Annotated in this window: 16 protein-coding genes; 14 read left to right on the top strand and 2 right to left on the bottom strand. The window is 63.4% G+C overall.

The window, feature by feature from the left end; genetic code table 11:
• The first annotated feature begins 36 nt into the window (after positions 1-36).
• The 5 genes from CFE42_RS13005 to cysM all read left to right on the top strand — a co-directional run bounded on the left by CFE42_RS13005 (position 37) and on the right by cysM (position 4,862).
• The gene (locus tag CFE42_RS13005) at positions 37-1,401 is read left to right on the top strand and encodes a UDP-glucose/GDP-mannose dehydrogenase family protein (protein WP_004629188.1); all 1,365 of its coding nucleotides are present in this window, start codon (positions 37-39) and stop codon (positions 1,399-1,401) included.
• Between the two features lie 36 nt (positions 1,402-1,437).
• Positions 1,438-2,370 carry a D-glycero-beta-D-manno-heptose-7-phosphate kinase gene (gene rfaE1 / locus CFE42_RS13010; protein ID WP_004629186.1) on the top strand — a complete coding sequence of 311 codons (933 nt, stop codon included), beginning with the start codon at positions 1,438-1,440 and terminating at the stop codon, positions 2,368-2,370.
• A gap of 18 nt (positions 2,371-2,388) precedes the next feature.
• Positions 2,389-3,384, top strand: coding sequence for an ADP-glyceromanno-heptose 6-epimerase (gene rfaD, locus CFE42_RS13015; RefSeq protein ID WP_004629184.1), 996 nt, complete (start codon positions 2,389-2,391; stop codon positions 3,382-3,384).
• Between the two features lie 137 nt (positions 3,385-3,521).
• Positions 3,522-3,845: a helix-hairpin-helix domain-containing protein gene (locus CFE42_RS13020; protein WP_004629183.1), complete on the top strand. Its 324-nt coding sequence runs from the start codon at positions 3,522-3,524 to the stop codon at positions 3,843-3,845.
• Positions 3,846-3,959: 114 nt separating this feature from the next.
• Positions 3,960-4,862, top strand: a complete 903-nt coding sequence (gene cysM, locus CFE42_RS13025) for a cysteine synthase CysM (RefSeq protein ID WP_012435143.1) — start codon at positions 3,960-3,962, stop codon at positions 4,860-4,862.
• 67 nt (positions 4,863-4,929) lie between these two features.
• Here the strand turns inward: cysM and mltB are convergent, their stop codons facing one another.
• On the bottom strand, positions 4,930-6,054 hold the full coding sequence (gene mltB, locus CFE42_RS13030) for a lytic murein transglycosylase B (RefSeq protein ID WP_004629178.1): 1,125 nt from the start codon (positions 6,052-6,054) through the stop codon (positions 4,930-4,932).
• Positions 6,055-6,185: 131 nt separating this feature from the next.
• Here mltB and CFE42_RS13035 point away from each other — a divergent pair, with 131 nt between their 5' ends.
• From CFE42_RS13035 to CFE42_RS13065, 7 genes are all read left to right on the top strand, one after another.
• Complete coding sequence (locus CFE42_RS13035) at positions 6,186-7,109, top strand: histone deacetylase family protein (protein ID WP_004629176.1); 924 nt, start codon at positions 6,186-6,188, stop codon at positions 7,107-7,109.
• Between the two features lie 163 nt (positions 7,110-7,272).
• Positions 7,273-8,322, top strand: coding sequence for a methionine ABC transporter ATP-binding protein (locus CFE42_RS13040; RefSeq protein WP_024973156.1), 1,050 nt, complete (start codon positions 7,273-7,275; stop codon positions 8,320-8,322).
• Positions 8,312-8,965, top strand: coding sequence for a methionine ABC transporter permease (locus tag CFE42_RS13045; protein ID WP_004629172.1), 654 nt, complete (start codon positions 8,312-8,314; stop codon positions 8,963-8,965). The genes CFE42_RS13040 and CFE42_RS13045 overlap by 11 nt, the downstream gene beginning before the upstream one ends.
• 33 nt (positions 8,966-8,998) lie before the next feature.
• Positions 8,999-9,799, top strand: a complete 801-nt coding sequence (locus CFE42_RS13050; RefSeq protein ID WP_004629171.1) for a MetQ/NlpA family ABC transporter substrate-binding protein — start codon at positions 8,999-9,001, stop codon at positions 9,797-9,799.
• Between the two features lie 190 nt (positions 9,800-9,989).
• On the top strand, positions 9,990-10,739 hold the full coding sequence (locus CFE42_RS13055; protein WP_004629169.1) for an electron transfer flavoprotein subunit beta/FixA family protein: 750 nt from the start codon (positions 9,990-9,992) through the stop codon (positions 10,737-10,739).
• 51 nt (positions 10,740-10,790) lie between these two features.
• Positions 10,791-11,726: an FAD-binding protein gene (locus tag CFE42_RS13060; RefSeq protein WP_004629168.1), complete on the top strand. Its 936-nt coding sequence runs from the start codon at positions 10,791-10,793 to the stop codon at positions 11,724-11,726.
• Between the two features lie 168 nt (positions 11,727-11,894).
• Complete coding sequence (locus tag CFE42_RS13065) at positions 11,895-13,679, top strand: acyl-CoA dehydrogenase (RefSeq protein WP_004629165.1); 1,785 nt, start codon at positions 11,895-11,897, stop codon at positions 13,677-13,679.
• 67 nt (positions 13,680-13,746) lie between these two features.
• Here CFE42_RS13065 and CFE42_RS13070 read toward each other — a convergent pair whose 3' ends face one another.
• The gene (locus CFE42_RS13070) at positions 13,747-15,036 is read right to left on the bottom strand and encodes a D-amino acid dehydrogenase (RefSeq protein ID WP_251471209.1); all 1,290 of its coding nucleotides are present in this window, start codon (positions 15,034-15,036) and stop codon (positions 13,747-13,749) included.
• Positions 15,037-15,159: 123 nt separating this feature from the next.
• Here CFE42_RS13070 and CFE42_RS13075 point away from each other — a divergent pair, with 123 nt between their 5' ends.
• Both CFE42_RS13075 and CFE42_RS13080 read left to right on the top strand, forming a co-directional pair.
• Positions 15,160-15,657, top strand: coding sequence for an Lrp/AsnC ligand binding domain-containing protein (locus CFE42_RS13075; protein WP_004629161.1), 498 nt, complete (start codon positions 15,160-15,162; stop codon positions 15,655-15,657).
• 64 nt (positions 15,658-15,721) lie between these two features.
• Positions 15,722-17,341 carry an alkaline phosphatase D family protein gene (locus tag CFE42_RS13080; protein ID WP_004629159.1) on the top strand — a complete coding sequence of 540 codons (1,620 nt, stop codon included), beginning with the start codon at positions 15,722-15,724 and terminating at the stop codon, positions 17,339-17,341.
• Positions 17,342-17,383: the final 42 nt, after the last annotated feature.

Raw genomic sequence — 17,383 nt, forward strand, 5'->3', positions numbered from 1 at the left:
GCCGCGCTGGCGCTTCTTCAATCTTTAAGTGTTCGTATGAAAATCACCATCATCGGTAGCGGTTATGTCGGACTAGTCACCGGCGCATGTCTGGCGGAGCTGGGCAACGATGTGTTCTGTCTCGACGTCGACCAGAAGAAGATCGACCTGCTCAACGCCGGCGGCGTGCCCATCTACGAACCGGGACTGAAGGAGTTGATCGAGCGTAACCGCGCGGCCGGCCGCATCCAGTTTTCGACCGACGTGGCTGCCAGCGTGGCGCACGGCGACGTGCAGTTCATCGCTGTGGGCACGCCGCCCGATGAAGACGGCTCGGCCGACCTGAAGTACGTGTTGGCGGCCGCCCGCAACATCGCCCAGCACATGACGGGCTTCAAGGTGATTGTCGACAAATCGACGGTGCCGGTGGGAACGGGCGACAAGGTGCGCGCTGCAGTGGGTGAAGTGCTTGCTACGCGCGGCAAGTCTGACATCGGCTTCTCGGTCGTGTCGAACCCCGAATTCCTGAAAGAAGGCGCCGCGGTGGACGACTTCATGCGCCCGGACCGCATCGTGCTTGGCACGTATGGCGATAACAATGGCCTGCGTGCCAAGGCCATCATGCGTACGCTTTACGCGCCGTTCAATCGCAACCATGAGCGCACGTTCTACATGGACGTGCGCTCCGCCGAATTCACCAAGTACGCCGCCAATTCGATGCTGGCCACGCGCATCTCGTTCATGAACGAGATGGCCAATCTGGCCGACAAGGTGGGCGCGGACATTGAACTCGTTCGCCTGGGCATCGGTTCCGACCCGCGTATCGGCTACAGCTTCCTCTACGCCGGCACCGGCTACGGCGGGTCGTGTTTCCCGAAGGACGTGCAGGCGCTGGTGCGCACGGCGCAGGAGTACGGTCAGACGCTGCACGTGCTGGAAGCCGTTGAGGCCGTCAACGACAAGCAGAAGGAAGTGCTGGTCGGCAAGATCGAAGACCGCATGGGTGCCGACCTGACCGGCCGCACGTTCGCCATCTGGGGTCTGGCGTTCAAGCCGAACACCGACGACATGCGCGAAGCACCGAGCCGCAACCTGATTGCTGCGCTGCTGGCGCGTGGCGCGCGCGTGCAGGTGTATGACCCGGTTGCGATGGAAGAGGCCCGCCATGCGCTGGGGCTTGATCTTTCTTCGGAACAACTGGAACGCGTGGCGTTCTGCGCCGGTCAGATGGACGCGCTTAAGGATGCCGACGCACTGGTCATCGTGACCGAGTGGAAGGCGTTCCGCAGCCCGGACTTCAACGCCGTGAAGGCCCTGTTGAAGACGCCGATGGTGTTCGACGGCCGCAATCTGTTCGAGCCGCAAGCCATGCGCGATGCGGGCTTTGAATATCAGGCCATCGGGCGCTCCACCCAATCGTAATCACCGACCCACCGGCCGCTGCCGACGCCCAGACTCATGACCACGCTCGCTTCCGAACAGATCCACGCCGCCCGTATCCTCGTGGTCGGCGACATGATGCTCGACCGCTACTGGTTTGGAGACGTCGATCGGATTTCGCCCGAAGCGCCGGTACCGGTCGTGCAGATCAAGCGCCAGGACGAACGTCTCGGCGGTGCCGCCAACGTGGCGCGCAACGTGGCGGCGCTCGGTGCGCAGGCAGCCATGCTCGGTGTGGTCGGCGACGATGAGCCGGGCCGCAGCATCGAAACGCTGCTCGGCGAAAGCCACGTCACCGGTCACCTGCATCGTGATCCGGCAGTCAACACGACGATCAAACTGCGCGTGCTGGCTCGTCAGCAGCAATTGATTCGCGTCGATTTCGAGAACGCGCCCACGCACGAAGTGCTGATGTCGGTGCTCGATCGTTTCGCCACGCTGGTGCCGCAGCACGACGTGGTGGTGCTGTCGGACTACGGCAAGGGCGGTCTCACGCATGTCGGCAAGATGATTGAGGCGTCGCGCCAGGCAGGCCGCCGCGTGCTGGTCGACCCGAAGGGCGACGACTACTCGCGCTACAGGGGCGCCACCATGATCACGCCCAATCGCGCTGAAATGCGCCAGGTGGTGGGCTCGTGGAAGTCGGAGCAGGACCTGACCATCCGGGCACAGAATCTGCGCCGGGAGCTGCAGCTCGAAGCGTTGCTGCTCACACGCTCCGAAGAAGGCATGACGCTCTACACCGAGCACGAGGTGCTGCACGTGTCAGCGCAGGCGCGAGAGGTGTTCGACGTCTCGGGCGCGGGCGATACGGTGATCGCGACGCTGGCCACGCTGCTGGGCGCAGGCGCCAACATCAAGGAAGCCGTGCAGTACGCGAATCGCGCAGGCGGCATCGTGGTCGGCAAGCTGGGCACGGCTGTCGTCACCCACGCAGAACTCTTCAACTGATCACCTGATCAACGGATCATGACCATCATCGTCACCGGCGCGGCCGGCTTTATCGGCGCCAACATCGTCAAGGGCCTGAACGAGCGCGGCGAAACCGACATCATCGCCGTCGACAACCTCACGCGGGCCGACAAGTTCAAGAACATCGTCGACTGCCAGATCAGCGACTACCTGGACAAGACCGATTTTGTCGAACGCTTTGCGCGCGGCGAGTTCGGCAAGGTCCGCGCCATCTTCCACGAAGGGGCCTGCTCCGACACCATGGAGACCGATGGCCGCTACATGATGGACAACAATTACCGTTACTCGCTGGCGGTGATGCGCGCGTGTCTGGACCAAGGCGTGCAGTTCCTCTATGCCTCGTCGGCAGCCACGTACGGCGCGTCGGAAACGTTCCGCGAAGAGCCCGAGTTCGAGCGGCCGCTCAACGTGTACGGTTACTCCAAGCTGCTGTTCGACCAGATCGTGCGCCGTGTCATGCCGACCGCGCTGTCGCAGATCGTCGGCTTCCGCTACTTCAACGTCTACGGCCCGCGCGAGCAGCACAAGGGCCGCATGGCGTCTGTGGCGTTCCACAACTTCAACCAGTTCCGCTCGGAAGGTACCGTCAAGCTGTTCGGCGAGTACAACGGCTACCCGCAAGGCGGCCAGATGCGCGATTTCGTGTCGGTGGAAGATGTGGTGAAGGTGAACCTTTTCTTCTTCGACAATCCGGACAAGTCGGGCATCTTCAATCTCGGCACGGGCCGCGCGCAGCCGTTCAACGACATCGCCACGACGGTGGTGAACACGTTGCGCGGAGCCGAAGGCAAGCCGGCGCTTTCTACCGAGGAACTGGCTCAGGAAGGCCTGATCGAGTACGTGAAATTTCCCGATGCGTTGCGTGGCAAGTACCAGTGCTTCACCCAGGCTGATCAATCGCGCCTGCGTGCGGCGGGCTACACGGCGCCGTTCCTCACGGTGCAGGAAGGTGTGGAGCGCTACTGCCAGTGGCTGTTGAAGCAACCGGTCTGATCGCCCAGCGCTCCAACAACCAGACAGCGTGTGACTTTTTGTCCGTTCGCTGCGGCGTTGCCAGATCGCTCTTTAAGATGTGTCGAAACCGCCACCTCATGTGGCGGTTTTTTCATCCCAACACCAAGGAGAAGCACATGTTGAAGAAGCTGTTGGCTGCTGCGTTGATGTCGCTGTCGATGCTGTCGGTCTCTTGGGCCGCCGTCGACGTGAATACCGCAGATCACGCTGCGCTAGAGACGCTATCCGGCATCGGCCCCAAGCGTTCCAAGTCGATCATTGAGGAGCGCACCAAGAACGGTCCGTACAAGGACTCCGCCGACTTCAAGGCTCGCGTGTCCGGCATTGGCGGCAAGACGCTCGCCAAGCTGGAAAACGAGGGGCTGACGTTCGGAGCAGCGGCGCCTACACCGGCACCGGCCGCCGCCAAGAAGGACGGTAAGGACGCGAAGAAGAAGTAAGCGCGCCGATCATGCTGCCGGCAACGCCTCGCTCCCCGAGCGAGGCGTTTTGCCATGTGCGAGGAAGGGCTTTGGGCTGCATTACAATGGCCGGATTCCCGTCCCCCACGCATCATGGCCTATCTCACGATCGAAGACACCATCGGCAACACGCCGCTGGTTCAGCTCCAGCGCATTCCCGGCGAAGGCAACGCGCGCCGCGGTAATGTCATCCTCGGCAAACTCGAAGGCAACAACCCGGCCGGTTCGGTCAAGGATCGCCCTGCGCTGTCCATGATCAAGCACGCCGAAGCGCGCGGCCGCATCAAGCCGGGCGACACGCTGATCGAATCCACGTCGGGCAACACCGGCATTGCCCTGGCCATGGCCGCTGCGGTGCGTGGTTACAAGATGGTGCTGATCATGCCGGAAGACCTGTCGGTGGAGCGCCGCCAGAGCATGGCCGCTTACGGCGCTGAGATCATCCTCACCCCCGTCAAGGGCGGCATGGAATACGCGCGCGACCTGGCCGACGCGATGGAAAAGGAAGGCAAGGGCGTCATCCTCGATCAGTTTGCCAACCCGGACAACCCGCTTGCGCATTACGAGACCACCGGCCCCGAACTGTGGCGCGACACCGAAGGCCGCATCACGCATTTCGTTTCGGCGATGGGTACGACGGGCACGATTACCGGTGTCTCGCGCTTTCTGAAAGAGAAGAACGCTGACATCCAGATCGTTGGCGCACAGCCGGAAGAAGGCTCGCGCATTCCGGGTATCCGGAAGTGGCCCGAAGCGTACATGCCGAAGATCTACGATCCGAAGTACATCGACCGCACCGAGGCGGTCAGCCAGTCCGACGCCGAGCACATGGCACGTCGAATGGCGCGTGAAGAGGGCATCTTCTGCGGGATCTCTGCCGCCGGTGCGTTGTGCGTGGCGCTGCGTGTGGCCGAGGAGGTCGAGAACGCGACGATCGCTTTCGTGGTGTGCGACCGGGGCGATCGTTACCTGTCGACGGGGGTCTTCCCCGCCTGACGGCTCGCCGCATCGCCATGAAAAAAGCGCAGCTTCGGCTGCGCTTTTTGTTTGTGTGGACGGCGGGTCAACCCTGCATCGCCTGCCGCACGGCCTGGCCCAACTCGTACACCGCGGCGGCGTAGAAGAAGCTGCGGTTATAGCGCGTGAGCACGTAGAAATTGCGCAGCCCGACGCGATATTCGGTCGGCTGGCCGGGCGTGGGCAGATCGATCATCAGCACTTCGGTTTCCTGCTCGCGTGCGGTATCCACACCCGGAGCCAGTGCCAGACCAGCGCGTGTGAGCCTGGACAACGTCATGCCGGGATACGGCTGGCCATCTGCGGCGGCGGCCGCAATGCCCTGGCTGTCGGCATCGCCGGCAATGTTCCACATCACCGGGCGGTTCGGCTCCCAGCCGTGCATCTGCAGGAAGCGCGCGACGCTGCCGATGGCATCCACCGCGCTGTTGCGCAGGTCGATGTGGCCGTCGCGGTCGTAATCGATGGCGTATTCGCGGATGCTGGTCGGCATGAATTGCGGAATGCCGACGGCGCCCGCGTACGAGCCCAGGACCGAGAACGTCTCCGTGCCCGTGTCACGGCACCAGAGCAGGAAGTCCTTGAGTTGGTTGCGGAACATCGTGCTGCGGTCTTCGCGGTTGGGCGTGTCGGGGTAGTCGAAGGCCAGCGTGGACAGCGCGTCCATTACGCGGAAGTTGCCCATGTCGCGGCCGTAGATGGTCTCCACGCCCAGGATGCCCACGATCACATCGGCCGGCACGCCGAATTCGTTCTTGGCGCGGCGCAGTGTGTCGCCGTATTGCTGCCAGAACCGCACGCCTGCGCCGATGCGGATCGGTTCGATGAAGCGGGCGCGATAGGCCGTCCAGTTGCGACGCGCGGGCGTGGCCGGCGGCAGGATCAGGCGCGCCACCGTGGCGGAATAGGCCGTGCCCGCAAACAGCGTTTCGAGCGATGTCCGGTCAAAGTTGTACTGCGCGACCAGCATGCCGATGAAGGCCTGCGTTTGCGGGTTGTTGCGATAGCGATCGGGGTCGATCTCTTCTTCATGCACCGCGACGCGGCGCTTGGGGGATTTGGCGGTCTTCTTTGCAGCCAGCGAGAGCGCCGGGAAAGAGAGCGCGGAGAGCGCTGCGCCAGCCACCAGGGCGCGCAATACGGGACGACGGGAAGAAAGCGATTGGCTCATGGGCAGGCTTCATACGGGATCGGGGCATTGTAGCGGATGCGTCTGTTGGATCGTCCGGGGCGCGCGGCGTTGTCGCACAGCCGTGCTAACGTAGCGGCTGGAGACACTGAAGCACACCGGATCACAACAACATGGCGACCGGCCTCTATACGCATCCCGAATTCCTCCGGCACGAGATGGGACCGCACCATCCCGAATGTCCGGATCGCCTGCGCGCGATCGAAGACCAGCTCATCGCCAGCCGCATCGACGACCTGCTCGTTCCCTGCGAGGCGCCGCCCGCCACCGAGGCGCAGCTGTGCCGCGTCCATCGCGCCGAATACGTGCGCGAACTGGTGGCCAGTGTGCCGATCGCCGGCTATATGCCGATTGATCCCGACACCTCGATGAACCCGCACACCTATATGGCTGCAGTGCTGGCCGCAGGTGCCGCGGTGGACGCCACCGACAAGGTCATCGCCGGCGAGCTGGAGAACGCCTTCTGCAGCGTGCGCCCACCGGGCCATCATGCGGAGCCGGGCCGTGCGATGGGCTTCTGCTTCTTCAACAACGTGGCCGTGGCCGCACGTCATGCGCTTGATCATCACGGCCTGCAGCGCGTGGCGATCGTCGACTTTGATGTGCATCATGGCAACGGCACCGAAGCGGCCTTCCGCAATGAGCCCCGCGTGCTGATGTGCAGCATCTTCCAGCACCCGTTCTATCCGTATTCCGGCACCGAGGCGGTGGCGGCCAACATGGTGAACATCCCGTTACCGGCGTACACCAATGGCCTGACCGTGCGGGAGGTGGTGGAAACCATCTGGCTGCCACGCCTGGAGGCGTTCCAGCCCGAGATGCTGTTCATCTCTGCGGGCTTCGATGCGCACCGCGAAGATGATCTGGGCCAGATGGGCTTGGTCGAGGCGGACTACACCTGGATCACGCAGCAGCTCATGCAAGTGGCGCGCACGCACGCCAGGGGCCGCATCGTCAGTTGTCTTGAGGGCGGCTACAACCTCAGTGCGCTTGGCCGCAGCGTGGTGGCGCACGTCAAGGCGCTTGCCGAGCTTTAGGCTATCAACGATGACAATTCATTGATGTCATTCGAAAAAGTAATAAAGACATCGTGAAAGAATCGTTCCTCGCATGTGGGGCCTGCCTTACACTAGCGCCTCATTCAAACAAAAAAGAGACGGCAACGGCCTAAGCAGGCGGTTGCCGTTTTTGTCTGTACGCATGATCGAACTCAAGGGGATATCGCAGCACTTCCGGGGGGCGGGCGACCATGACGTCCACGCGCTGCGCGACGTCGACCTGACCATCAACCGCGGCGAGATTTTCGGCATCATCGGCCGCAGCGGCGCGGGCAAAAGCACGCTGGTCCGCGTCATCAATCTGCTGAACCGGCCCACCTCCGGCACCGTCACCGTGGCGGGGCAGGAGCTCACCGCACTGAATGCCGATGGGCTGCGCCAGGCGCGCCGCAAGATCGGCATGATCTTCCAGCACTTCAATTTGCTGTCGTCGCGCACCGTGTACGACAACGTGGCGCTGCCGCTGGAGCTGGCCGGCACATCGCGCGAACGCATCCGCGAGATCGTGTTGCCGCTGCTGGAACTGGTGGGTCTGTCCGCGCACAAGGATCGTTACCCCGCGCAGATTTCCGGTGGCCAGAAGCAGCGCGTTGGCATTGCCCGCGCGCTGGCGAGCCAGCCCGATGTGCTGCTCTCCGATGAGGCAACTTCCGCGCTGGACCCGGAGACGACGCGCTCGATTCTCGACCTGCTGCGCAAGATCAACCGCGAACTCGGTCTGACCATCGTGCTGATCACACACCAGATGGAAGTCATCAAGCAGGTGTGCGACCGCGTGGCGGTGCTTGACGCCGGCCGCGTTGTGGAACTGGGCCGCGTGATCGACGTGTTTCTGAAGCCCGAGCATGACGTGACGCGCGCGCTCATCGGTGAGGTGATCTCGCAGGAGTTGCCGCCGTCCGTTCTGGCGCGCGTGGAAAGTCGCCTCACCGCGCGTGAGCAGGGTGGCCGTGACCACCTGTTCCGTTTGGCCTTTACCGGTGCAGGCGTGGACCAGCCGGTGCTGGCGCAGGCGATCCGCAACTATGGGCTCGACTTCAACATTCTCCATGGCCACATCGACGAGATTCAGGGCCAGGCGTTCGGCTCGCTGGCTATCCTGGCGTCGGGCGAAACCGCTGACATCAACAACGCGATGAACTTCCTGCGCGAGCAAGGCGTGGTGGTCGAGGAGATCAATCATGTGGTCTGACCTGACCGATCTGTTCCTGCCGGCTTTCTGGGAAACGCTGGCCATGGTGGGCGTGTCAGGCGGCATTGGCGCGCTGTTTGGCGTGCCGCTGGGCGTGCTGCTGTATCTGACGATCACGGGTGGCGTGCTGTCGGCACCGGTGTTCAACCGCGTGGCCGGCCTCGTCGTCAATGCCGTGCGTTCGGTGCCGTTCATCATCCTGCTGGTCGCGGTAATTCCATTCACGCGCTTGCTGGCCGGCTCTTCCATTGGCACTGCCGCGGCCATCGTGCCGCTGACGATTGCTGCGATTCCCTTTGTTGCGCGCCTGGTCGAGACTGCGCTGCGCGAAGTGGACCGCGGCCTGATCGAAGCCGCGCAATCGATGGGGGCGACGACGGGCCAACTCGTCTACAAGGTGTTGCTGCCCGAGGCGATGCCCGGCATCCTCGCCGGCCTGACGATCACCTTTGTCAGCCTGGTCGGCTACTCGGCCATGGCCGGTACCATCGGCGGCGGCGGCCTGGGCGACTTGGGCATCCGCTACGGCTATCAGCGCTATGAATCGGACATCATGCTGGCGGTTGTCGTCATCCTGATCGTCTTCGTGCAGGCGGTGCAATCGACGGGCGATTGGCTCGTGCGCCGCCTGAGCCACCGTTAATTACTCAATCGACAGACAAAGCGAGGAAACACAATGAACCGCCGTCAACTGCTGCAATGGTCCGCGAGTCTTGGTGCCGCATTGGCACTGGTCGCAGGCAGCGCCCTGGCGCAGAGCAAGCCGATCAAGATCGGCGTGACCGCCGGCCCGCACGCCGAGATCATGGAAGAAGTGAAGAAGGTCGCCGAAAAGGACGGCCTGAAACTCCAGATCGTCGAGTTCAACGATTACATCCAGCCAAACGCTGCCCTGGCTGCCGGCGATCTGGACGCCAACAGCTATCAGCACCAGCCGTATCTGGACGACCAGATTGCCACGCGCGGCTACAAGTTCGTGAGCGTCGGCCAGACCATCACCTTCCCGATGGGTATCTACTCAAAGAAGATCAAGTCGCTGAAGGAGTTGAAGGACGGTGCGCGCTTCGGTCTGCCAAACGATCCGACCAATGGCGGCCGCGCGCTCCTGCTGCTGCAATCGCAAGGCGTGATCAAGCTCAAGCCGAACGCCGGTTTCAAGGCCTCGCCGCGCGATGTGGCTGATAACCCGAAGAAACTGAAGTTCGTCGAGCTGGACGCCGCGCAACTGCCGCGCTCGCTCGATGATCTGGATGCCGCCGCCATCAACGGCAATTACGCTGAAAAGGCCAACCTGGACCCGACCAAGGACGGCATCGCCATCGAAAGCCCGAAGGGTCCTTACGCCAACGTGATTGCCATCCGCGCCGCCGACAAGGATCAACCCTGGGTCGCCAAGCTCGTGAAGGCGTATCATTCCGACGCCGTGAAGTCCTTCGTCAAGGCGAAGTACAAAGATGCGGTGATTGTGGCTTGGTAACCACTTTTGTGATCCGTAGGTGATCCGGTAGAGGGTTCTACCAAACAGATTGCCGGACGTTTGACTGGCGTCCGGCAAATTTTCGCGGTTAAAATAGCACGACCGTTCGGAAAAATTACGCGAGCGACCGGCCCCCCTTATAATGGCCGGCGTTTTGCAAAATCGTCTTATCAATTAGTGGAGTGAGCGCATGAAAGTCCTGGTCGCAGTCAAGCGCGTGATCGATTACAACGTGAAGGTTCGCGTGAAGACGGACGGCAGCGGTGTCGATCTGGCCAACGTCAAGATGAGCATGAACCCGTTCGACGAGATCGCCGTGGAAGAGGCGGTTCGCCTGAAGGAAGCGGGCGTCGCTACCGAAGTGATTGCCGTGTCGTGCGGCGTGACGCAGTGCCAGGAAACTCTGCGCACCGCCATGGCCATCGGCGCCGATCGCGGCATCCTGGTCGAGACTGCCGAAGAGCTGCAGCCGCTGGCTGTCGCCAAGCTGCTCAAGGCGCTGGTCGACAAGGAGCAGCCTCAGCTGATCATCCTCGGCAAGCAGGCGATTGACGACGACGCCAATCAGACCGGCCAAATGCTGGCTGCGCTGGCGGGGCTGCCGCAAGCGACGTTTGCCTCGAAGGTGCAGATTGCCGACGGTAAGGCTTCGGTCACGCGTGAAGTGGACGGTGGCCTGGAAACCCTGTCGGTCAAGCTGCCGGCCGTGGTCACCACCGACCTGCGCCTGAACGAGCCGCGCTACGTGACGCTGCCCAACATCATGAAGGCGAAAAAGAAGCAACTCGACACGGTCAAGCCGGAAGACCTGGGCGTGGACGTTGCACCGCGCCTGAAGACGCTGAAGGTGGTCGAGCCCGCCAAGCGCAGCGCTGGCGTGATGGTGCCCGATGTGGCCACGCTGGTCGCCAAGCTCAAGACCGAAGCGAAGGTGCTGTAAGCGGTCTCCTGACTGCAAGCAACTTCAAGCACACCGAACAGGCAGATCAAGATGACCTCACTCGTTATTGCTGAACACGACAATCAAACCATCAAGGCCGCGACGCTGAACACCGTGACGGCAGCCGCCCAATGCGGCGGTGACGTCCACGTGTTGGTGGCCGGTGCTGGCTGCGGCGCCGCTGCACAGGCCGCTGCGCAAATAGCCGGCGTGGCCAAGGTTCTGGTGGCCGACGCGCCCCAATTTGCCGATGGCCTGGCCGAGAACGTCGCCGAACAGGCCCTGGCCATTGCCGGCAACTACAGCCACATCCTGGCGCCCGCCACCGCCTACGGCAAGAACATCCTGCCGCGTGTGGCCGCCAAGCTGGACGTGGCCCAGTTGTCCGACATCACCAAGGTCGACGGCCCGGACACTTTCGAGCGCCCGATCTACGCCGGCAACGCGATTGCCACCGTGCAATCGGCCGACAAGGTGAAGGTAATCACCGTGCGCGGCACGGCATTCGACCCGGCTGCCGCTACCGGTGGCTCGGCTGCTACCGAAAACCTGACCGCCGTGGCTGATGCCGGCATCTCGCAATTCGTCTCGCGTGAAGTGACGAAGAGCGACCGCCCGGAACTGACCGCCGCGAAGATCATCGTGTCGGGCGGCCGTGGCGTGGGCTCGGGCGAGAACTACACCAAGGTGCTGACGCCGCTGGCCGACAAGCTGGGCGCCGCGCTGGGTGCCTCGCGCGCGGCAGTGGACGCCGGCTTCGTGCCGAACGACTACCAGGTCGGCCAGACCGGCAAGATCGTCGCGCCGCAGCTGTACATCGCCGTCGGTATCTCGGGCGCAATCCAGCACTTGGCCGGCATGAAGGATTCCAAGGTGATCGTCGCGATCAACAAGGATCCGGAAGCGCCGATCTTCCAGGTGGCGGACTACGGCCTCGTGGGCGACCTAAATGCCGTCGTGCCGGAGCTGGTGGCCGCACTGGGCTGATCGCATCGCGCAGCGCGCTTGGTTTGACGTGCGCTGCAATGCCCGACGCAAAGCCGTTTCCGACCTGTTTGGAAACGGCTTTTTTATACGCGAGCGCCATCAGGAGAGCGCGTCACGCACTCGATGAGGCACTGTCCTGATCGCGCTTAACGAGAGTTGGAGAGAGACATGACCTATCAAGCCCCCGTCAAGGACATGCTGTTCGTGATGAACGAGCTGGCCGGCCTGAACAACGTCGCCAAGCTGCCCGGCTTTGAGGACGCCACCGCCGATACGGCGCAGGCCGTGCTGGAAGAAAGCGCCCGCTTTACCGGTGAAGTCGTTGCGCCGCTGAATGTGGAAGGCGACCGTAACCCGAGCAGTTGGAAGGACGGCGTCGTTACGGCCACCGCGGGTTTCAAGGAGGCGTTCGCGCAGTTCGGCCAAGGCGGCTGGCAGGGCGTGCAGCACCCGCTGGAATACGGCGGCCAGGGCCTGCCTAAGCTGATTGCCACGGCGTGCATCGAAATGCTGAATGCGGCCAACCTGTCGTTCGCCCTGTGCCCGCTGCTGACGGATGGCGCCATTGAGGCATTGCTGACGGCCGGCACCGAAGAACAGAAGCAGCTTTTCGTCCCCAAGCTCATCTCGGGCGAATGGACGGGCACGATGAACCTGACCGAGCCGCAGGCCGGCTCCGACCTGGCACTCGTGCGCACGCGCGCCGAGCCGGTGGGCGACGGCACGTTCAAGATCTTCGGTACGAAGATCTTCATCACCTGGGGCGAGCACGATATGGCCGAGAACATCGTCCACCTCGTGCTGGCGCGTACGCCGGGCGCGCCGGAAGGCGTCAAGGGCATATCGCTGTTTGTGGTGCCGAAGTTCATGGTCAATGAAGATGGCTCGCTGGGCGCGCGCAACGATGCGCACTGCGTGTCGATCGAACACAAGCTCGGCATCAAGGCGAGCCCGACGGCCGTGCTGCAGTTTGGCGACAACGGAGGCGCGATCGGCACGTTGGTCGGCGAAGAAAATCGCGGCCTGGAATACATGTTCATCATGATGAACGCGGCGCGTTATGCGGTCGGCATGCAGGGCATTGGCGTGTCGGAGCGCGCTTACCAAAAGGCCGTGGCCTATGCGCGTGACCGCGTGCAGAGCCGCCCGGTGGATGGCTCTGCTGCCAAAGCTGTGCCCATCATTCACCACCCGGATGTGAAGCGCATGCTGCTGACGATGCGCGCCATGACCGAAGGCGCGCGTGCGCTGGCCTATGTGGCTGCCGCAGCGTGCGATGCCGGCCATCACGCTGCCGATGACGCAGCACGCAAGCAGAACGCGGCGCTGTACGAATTCCTGGTGCCGATCGTGAAGGGCTGGAGCACCGAGATGTCGATCGACGTGACGAGCCTGGGCGTGCAGGTGCACGGCGGCATGGGCTTTATCGAAGAGACGGGCGCCGCGCAGTTCTATCGTGATGCGCGCATCCTGCCGATCTACGAAGGCACCACGGCCATCCAGGCCAACGACCTGATCGGCCGCAAGACGGTGCGTGATGGGGGCGCGGTAGCCTTGGGCATCTGCGCGGAAATCGCCAAGGTGGAAGCGGCGCTGGCGGCGAAGGGCGGTGCGCATTGCGACGCGATGCGTGCGCGTCTGGCGGCGGGCCGCGAGGCGCTGGAATCGGTGGTGCGCTTTGTGGTCGCCGAGACCAAGGCGCAGCCGAATGCCGTCTTCGCAGGCAGCGTACCGTATCTGCGCCTGTGCGGCATCGTGCTGTCGGGCTGGCAGATGGCGCGTGCGCTGCTGGTGGCGATCGACCGCGAGAGCGAAGACCCGAACTTCTACGGCGCGAAGATCGCCACGGCACGCGTGTTTGCCGATGTGCTGCTCACGCAGGCACCGGGTATTGCGCAGAGTGTGCTGACGGGCGGCGAGACGATCGGTGCGGTGCCGGAAGTCCTGTTCTGAGCGGCATCAGCCGGACAAAAAAAGGGAGGCTCCGGCCTCCCTTTTTTATCGCATGCAGCGTATGCGATCAGGCCAGCGCAGGCTTGGTTGCCGGCATCTGGGTGCCGCCCAGGTAGCGATACACAGAAAGGTCATCCGAGCGGATGGCAGGCGAGCGGCCCGACACCAGATCCGACAGCAGCTTGCCCGAGCCGCAGGCCATGGTCCAACCCAGCGTGCCGTGGCCAGTGTTGAGCCACAGGCCACGCACGGGCGTCTGGCCCACGATGGGCGTGCCGTCCGGCGTCATCGGGCGCAGGCCGGTCCAGAACGTCGCGCGCGAGACATCCCCGGCACCCGGGAACAGATCGTTGACCACGAACTCCAGCGTCTTGCGCTTGCCTGGGTCGAGGCGCTTGTCGTAGCCGACAATCTGCGCCATGCCGCCCACGCGGATGCGGTCGTCAAAGCGCGTCACGGCCACTTTGTAGGTCTCGTCCAGGATGGTGGATACGGGGCTCTTCCCCGCATCTGTCATCGGTACGGTGATCGAGAAACCCTTGAGCGGGTAGACCGGCACGTTCACCAGGTTCTTCAGGAACGGTGTGCTGTAGCTGCCCAGCGCCACGACCACGAGATCGGCGTCGATCGGCTGGCCGTCGACCAGCGCCCCGCGGACGGCGTCGTTCTTGAAGATGAGGCTGTTGATCGTGCTGTTGAAACGGAAGCGCACGCCGAGCTTTTCCGCCATCGCGGCCAGGCGCGTGGTGAAGAGCTGGCAATCGCCCGTTTCGTCATTGGGAAGGCGCAAGCCACCGGCCAGCTTGTGGCGGGTGGCGGCCAGGCCCGGTTCACTGCGCACGAGGTCTTCGCGCGAAAGCAGTTCGTACGGCACGCCGGCGCGCTCGAGCACGGCGATGTCGTTCGCGGCGCCGTCGAGCTGTTGCTGGGTGCGGAAAATTTGCAGCGTGCCTTGCTGGCGGCCTTCGTAGGCGATGCCGGTGTCGGCGCGCAGATCGCGGATGCAGTCGCGGCTGTACTCGGCCAGGCGGACCATGCGCTCCTTGTTTTGCGCGTAGCTGGCGGCGTCGCAGTTGCGCAGCATCTGCCACATCCACTTGAGCTGGAAGAGCGTGCCGTCCGGGCGGATGGAAAGCGGTGCGTGCTGCTGGAACATCCACTTGATGGCTTTGAGCGGGACGCCCGGCGCGGCCCACGGCGACGCATAGCCCGGCGAGATCTGGCCAGCATTGGCGAAGCTCGTCTCCAGCGCCGGACCCGCTTCGCGGTCGACGACAGTGACTTCATGGCCCGCACGGGCCAGGTAATAGGCGCTCGTCACGCCGATCACGCCGCTGCCAAGAACGAGCACGCGCATGGTGATACTCCCCGGAGATGCATTTACGATAGATGTCGCTATCGTATTCGCACATCTCCAGTAATTGTTTCTGTATATTTATCGGAAACAGAAATAATTTTGATTTTTGGGGTGTTTTAGGCCATGCGAACCCAGCGTAAGCCCGTCCGGGCACTCGACAAGCTCGATCGGCGGATTCTCGACCTGCTGCAAAAGGACGGGCGCCTGTCGATGAAGGAACTCTCCGAGGCGGTCGGCCTGACCATTACGCCGTGCATCGAGCGCGTCAAGCGCCTGGAGCGCGAGGGCTTCATCCTCGGCTACTACGCGCGGCTCAACCCCGCCATGCTGGGCGCTTCGCTGCTGGTGTTTGTGGAGATCAGCCTGGGCAGCAAATCCGGCAACATGTTCGAACAGTTTCGTCGCGAAGTGCTGCGCATTCCCGAGGTGCTGGAGTGCCACCTCGTCTCCGGCGATTTCGACTACCTCATCAAGGCGCGCATTCGCGAGATGAGTGAATACCGGCGCTTGCTGGGCGACATCCTGCTCCAGTTGCCGGGCGCGGTGCAGTCCAAGAGCTACATCGTGATGGAGGAGATCAAGGAGACGCTCGCCATCGATGTGACGGAAGCGGGCGGGTGACGTAGCGTTGTCACGGAAACACCTTACGCTGGCCGGCACGTTCATCACCGACACCTGAGCCCCCATGTCCGACCAGCCGATCTTCAAGCCGACCCGCCGCACGCTGATCAAAGGCCTCGTTTCCGCCAGCGGCACCGCGCTCCTCAGCTCGCGTATCGGCGACGTGCTGGCCCAGGGCGCCGCACCGGCCACAGTGACCTCCGAGCGCCTGCGCCCGCAAGTGCCCGGCGGTGTGATGAGTGGTGACATCACGGCCGACAGCGCCATTGTCTGGAGCCGATCCGATCGTCCGGCACGCATGATCGTCGAATACTCGACGGACGCCGCCTTCAAGAACGTCGCGCGTCGCATCGGCCCCGCAGCCCTTGAAAGCAACGGCCTGACCGCCCGCGTCGATCTGACCGGCCTGCCTGCCGGCGCAGACCTGTTCTACCGCGTGCGCTTCCAGGACCTCGTGCACGATAAGGTCTTCAGCGAGCCGGTTGCCGGTCGCTTTCGCACGGCGCCCGTCCAGGCCAATCGCCCGATCTGCTTCGTCTTCTCCGGCGATGAAGCCGGCCAAGGCTGGGGCATCAACGAGCGCTTCGGCGGCTATCGTCTGTATGAGGCAATGCGCCGCGAATCGCCCGACTTCTTCATCCACTCCGGCGATCAGATCTATGCCGACGGCCCGATCCAGGCCGAGGTGAAACTGCCCGACGGCGCGCTGTGGACCAACCTCGTTACCGAGGCCAAATCGCACGTTGCACAGACGCTCGACGACTACCGCGGCGCCTTCGCCTACAACCAGCTCGACAAGAACAAGCGCGCGTTTTCCGCCGAAGTGCCGTTCCTTGTGCAGTGGGACGACCACGAGGTGCGCAACAACTGGTACCCCGGCCAGCAGATCGGCCCGGAAGAGAAGCGCTATCAGGAGCGCAGCGCATCGCTGCTGGCGGCCCGCGCGAGGCAGGCGATGTTCGAGTACAACCCGTTCCGCTTCAATCCGATCGACCCAGAGCAGATCTACCGCGCGTTCCAGTACGGCCCGCTGCTCGACGTGTTCATGCTGGACGAGCGCAGCTATCGCGGGCGCAATTCGCCGAACCGCCAGACCGGGCTGGATGCCGATTCGGCCTTCCTCGGCCCGGCACAGGCGGCGTGGCTCAAGCAATCGCTCAAGCAGTCAAAGGCGACGTGGAAGGTGATTGCCAGCGACATGCCGATCTCGCTGGTGGTGCCTGATCTGAACCCCGATGTGCCCAAGGGCACCTATGAAGCGTGGGCCAATGCGGATGACGGCATGCCGTCGGGCCGCGAACTGGAGTTGGCCGAGATCCTGCGCTTCATCAAGCAGGAAAACATCCAGAACGTGGTCTGGGTAACGGCTGACGTGCACTACGCGCAGGCTACGTGCTACCACCCGTCGCGCGCCAAGTTCACGGATTTCAAACCGTTCTGGGAGTTCGTCGGTGGGCCGATCAACGCGGGCACGTTCGGGCCGAACGAAGTGGACCAGACCTTTGGGCCGGACCTGCGCTACGTCAGCATTCCAAAGGACAATCCGCAGAACCAGTCGCCCGCGGCGCTGCAGCAGTATTACGGTCGCGCCAAGATCGACCCGATCACGCGCACGATGCACGTATCGCTGCACGATCTCGACGGCAAATCGCTCTGGGAAGTGAAGCTCGATCCCGAGGCGTAGCAGGCGTCACCCGCAGCGCGGCGGGAGCGTATGCGATAGGAT

The organism is Ralstonia sp. PBBBR1 (genome assembly GCF_002256165.1).
Lineage (GTDB): Bacteria > Pseudomonadota > Gammaproteobacteria > Burkholderiales > Burkholderiaceae > Ralstonia > Ralstonia thomasii.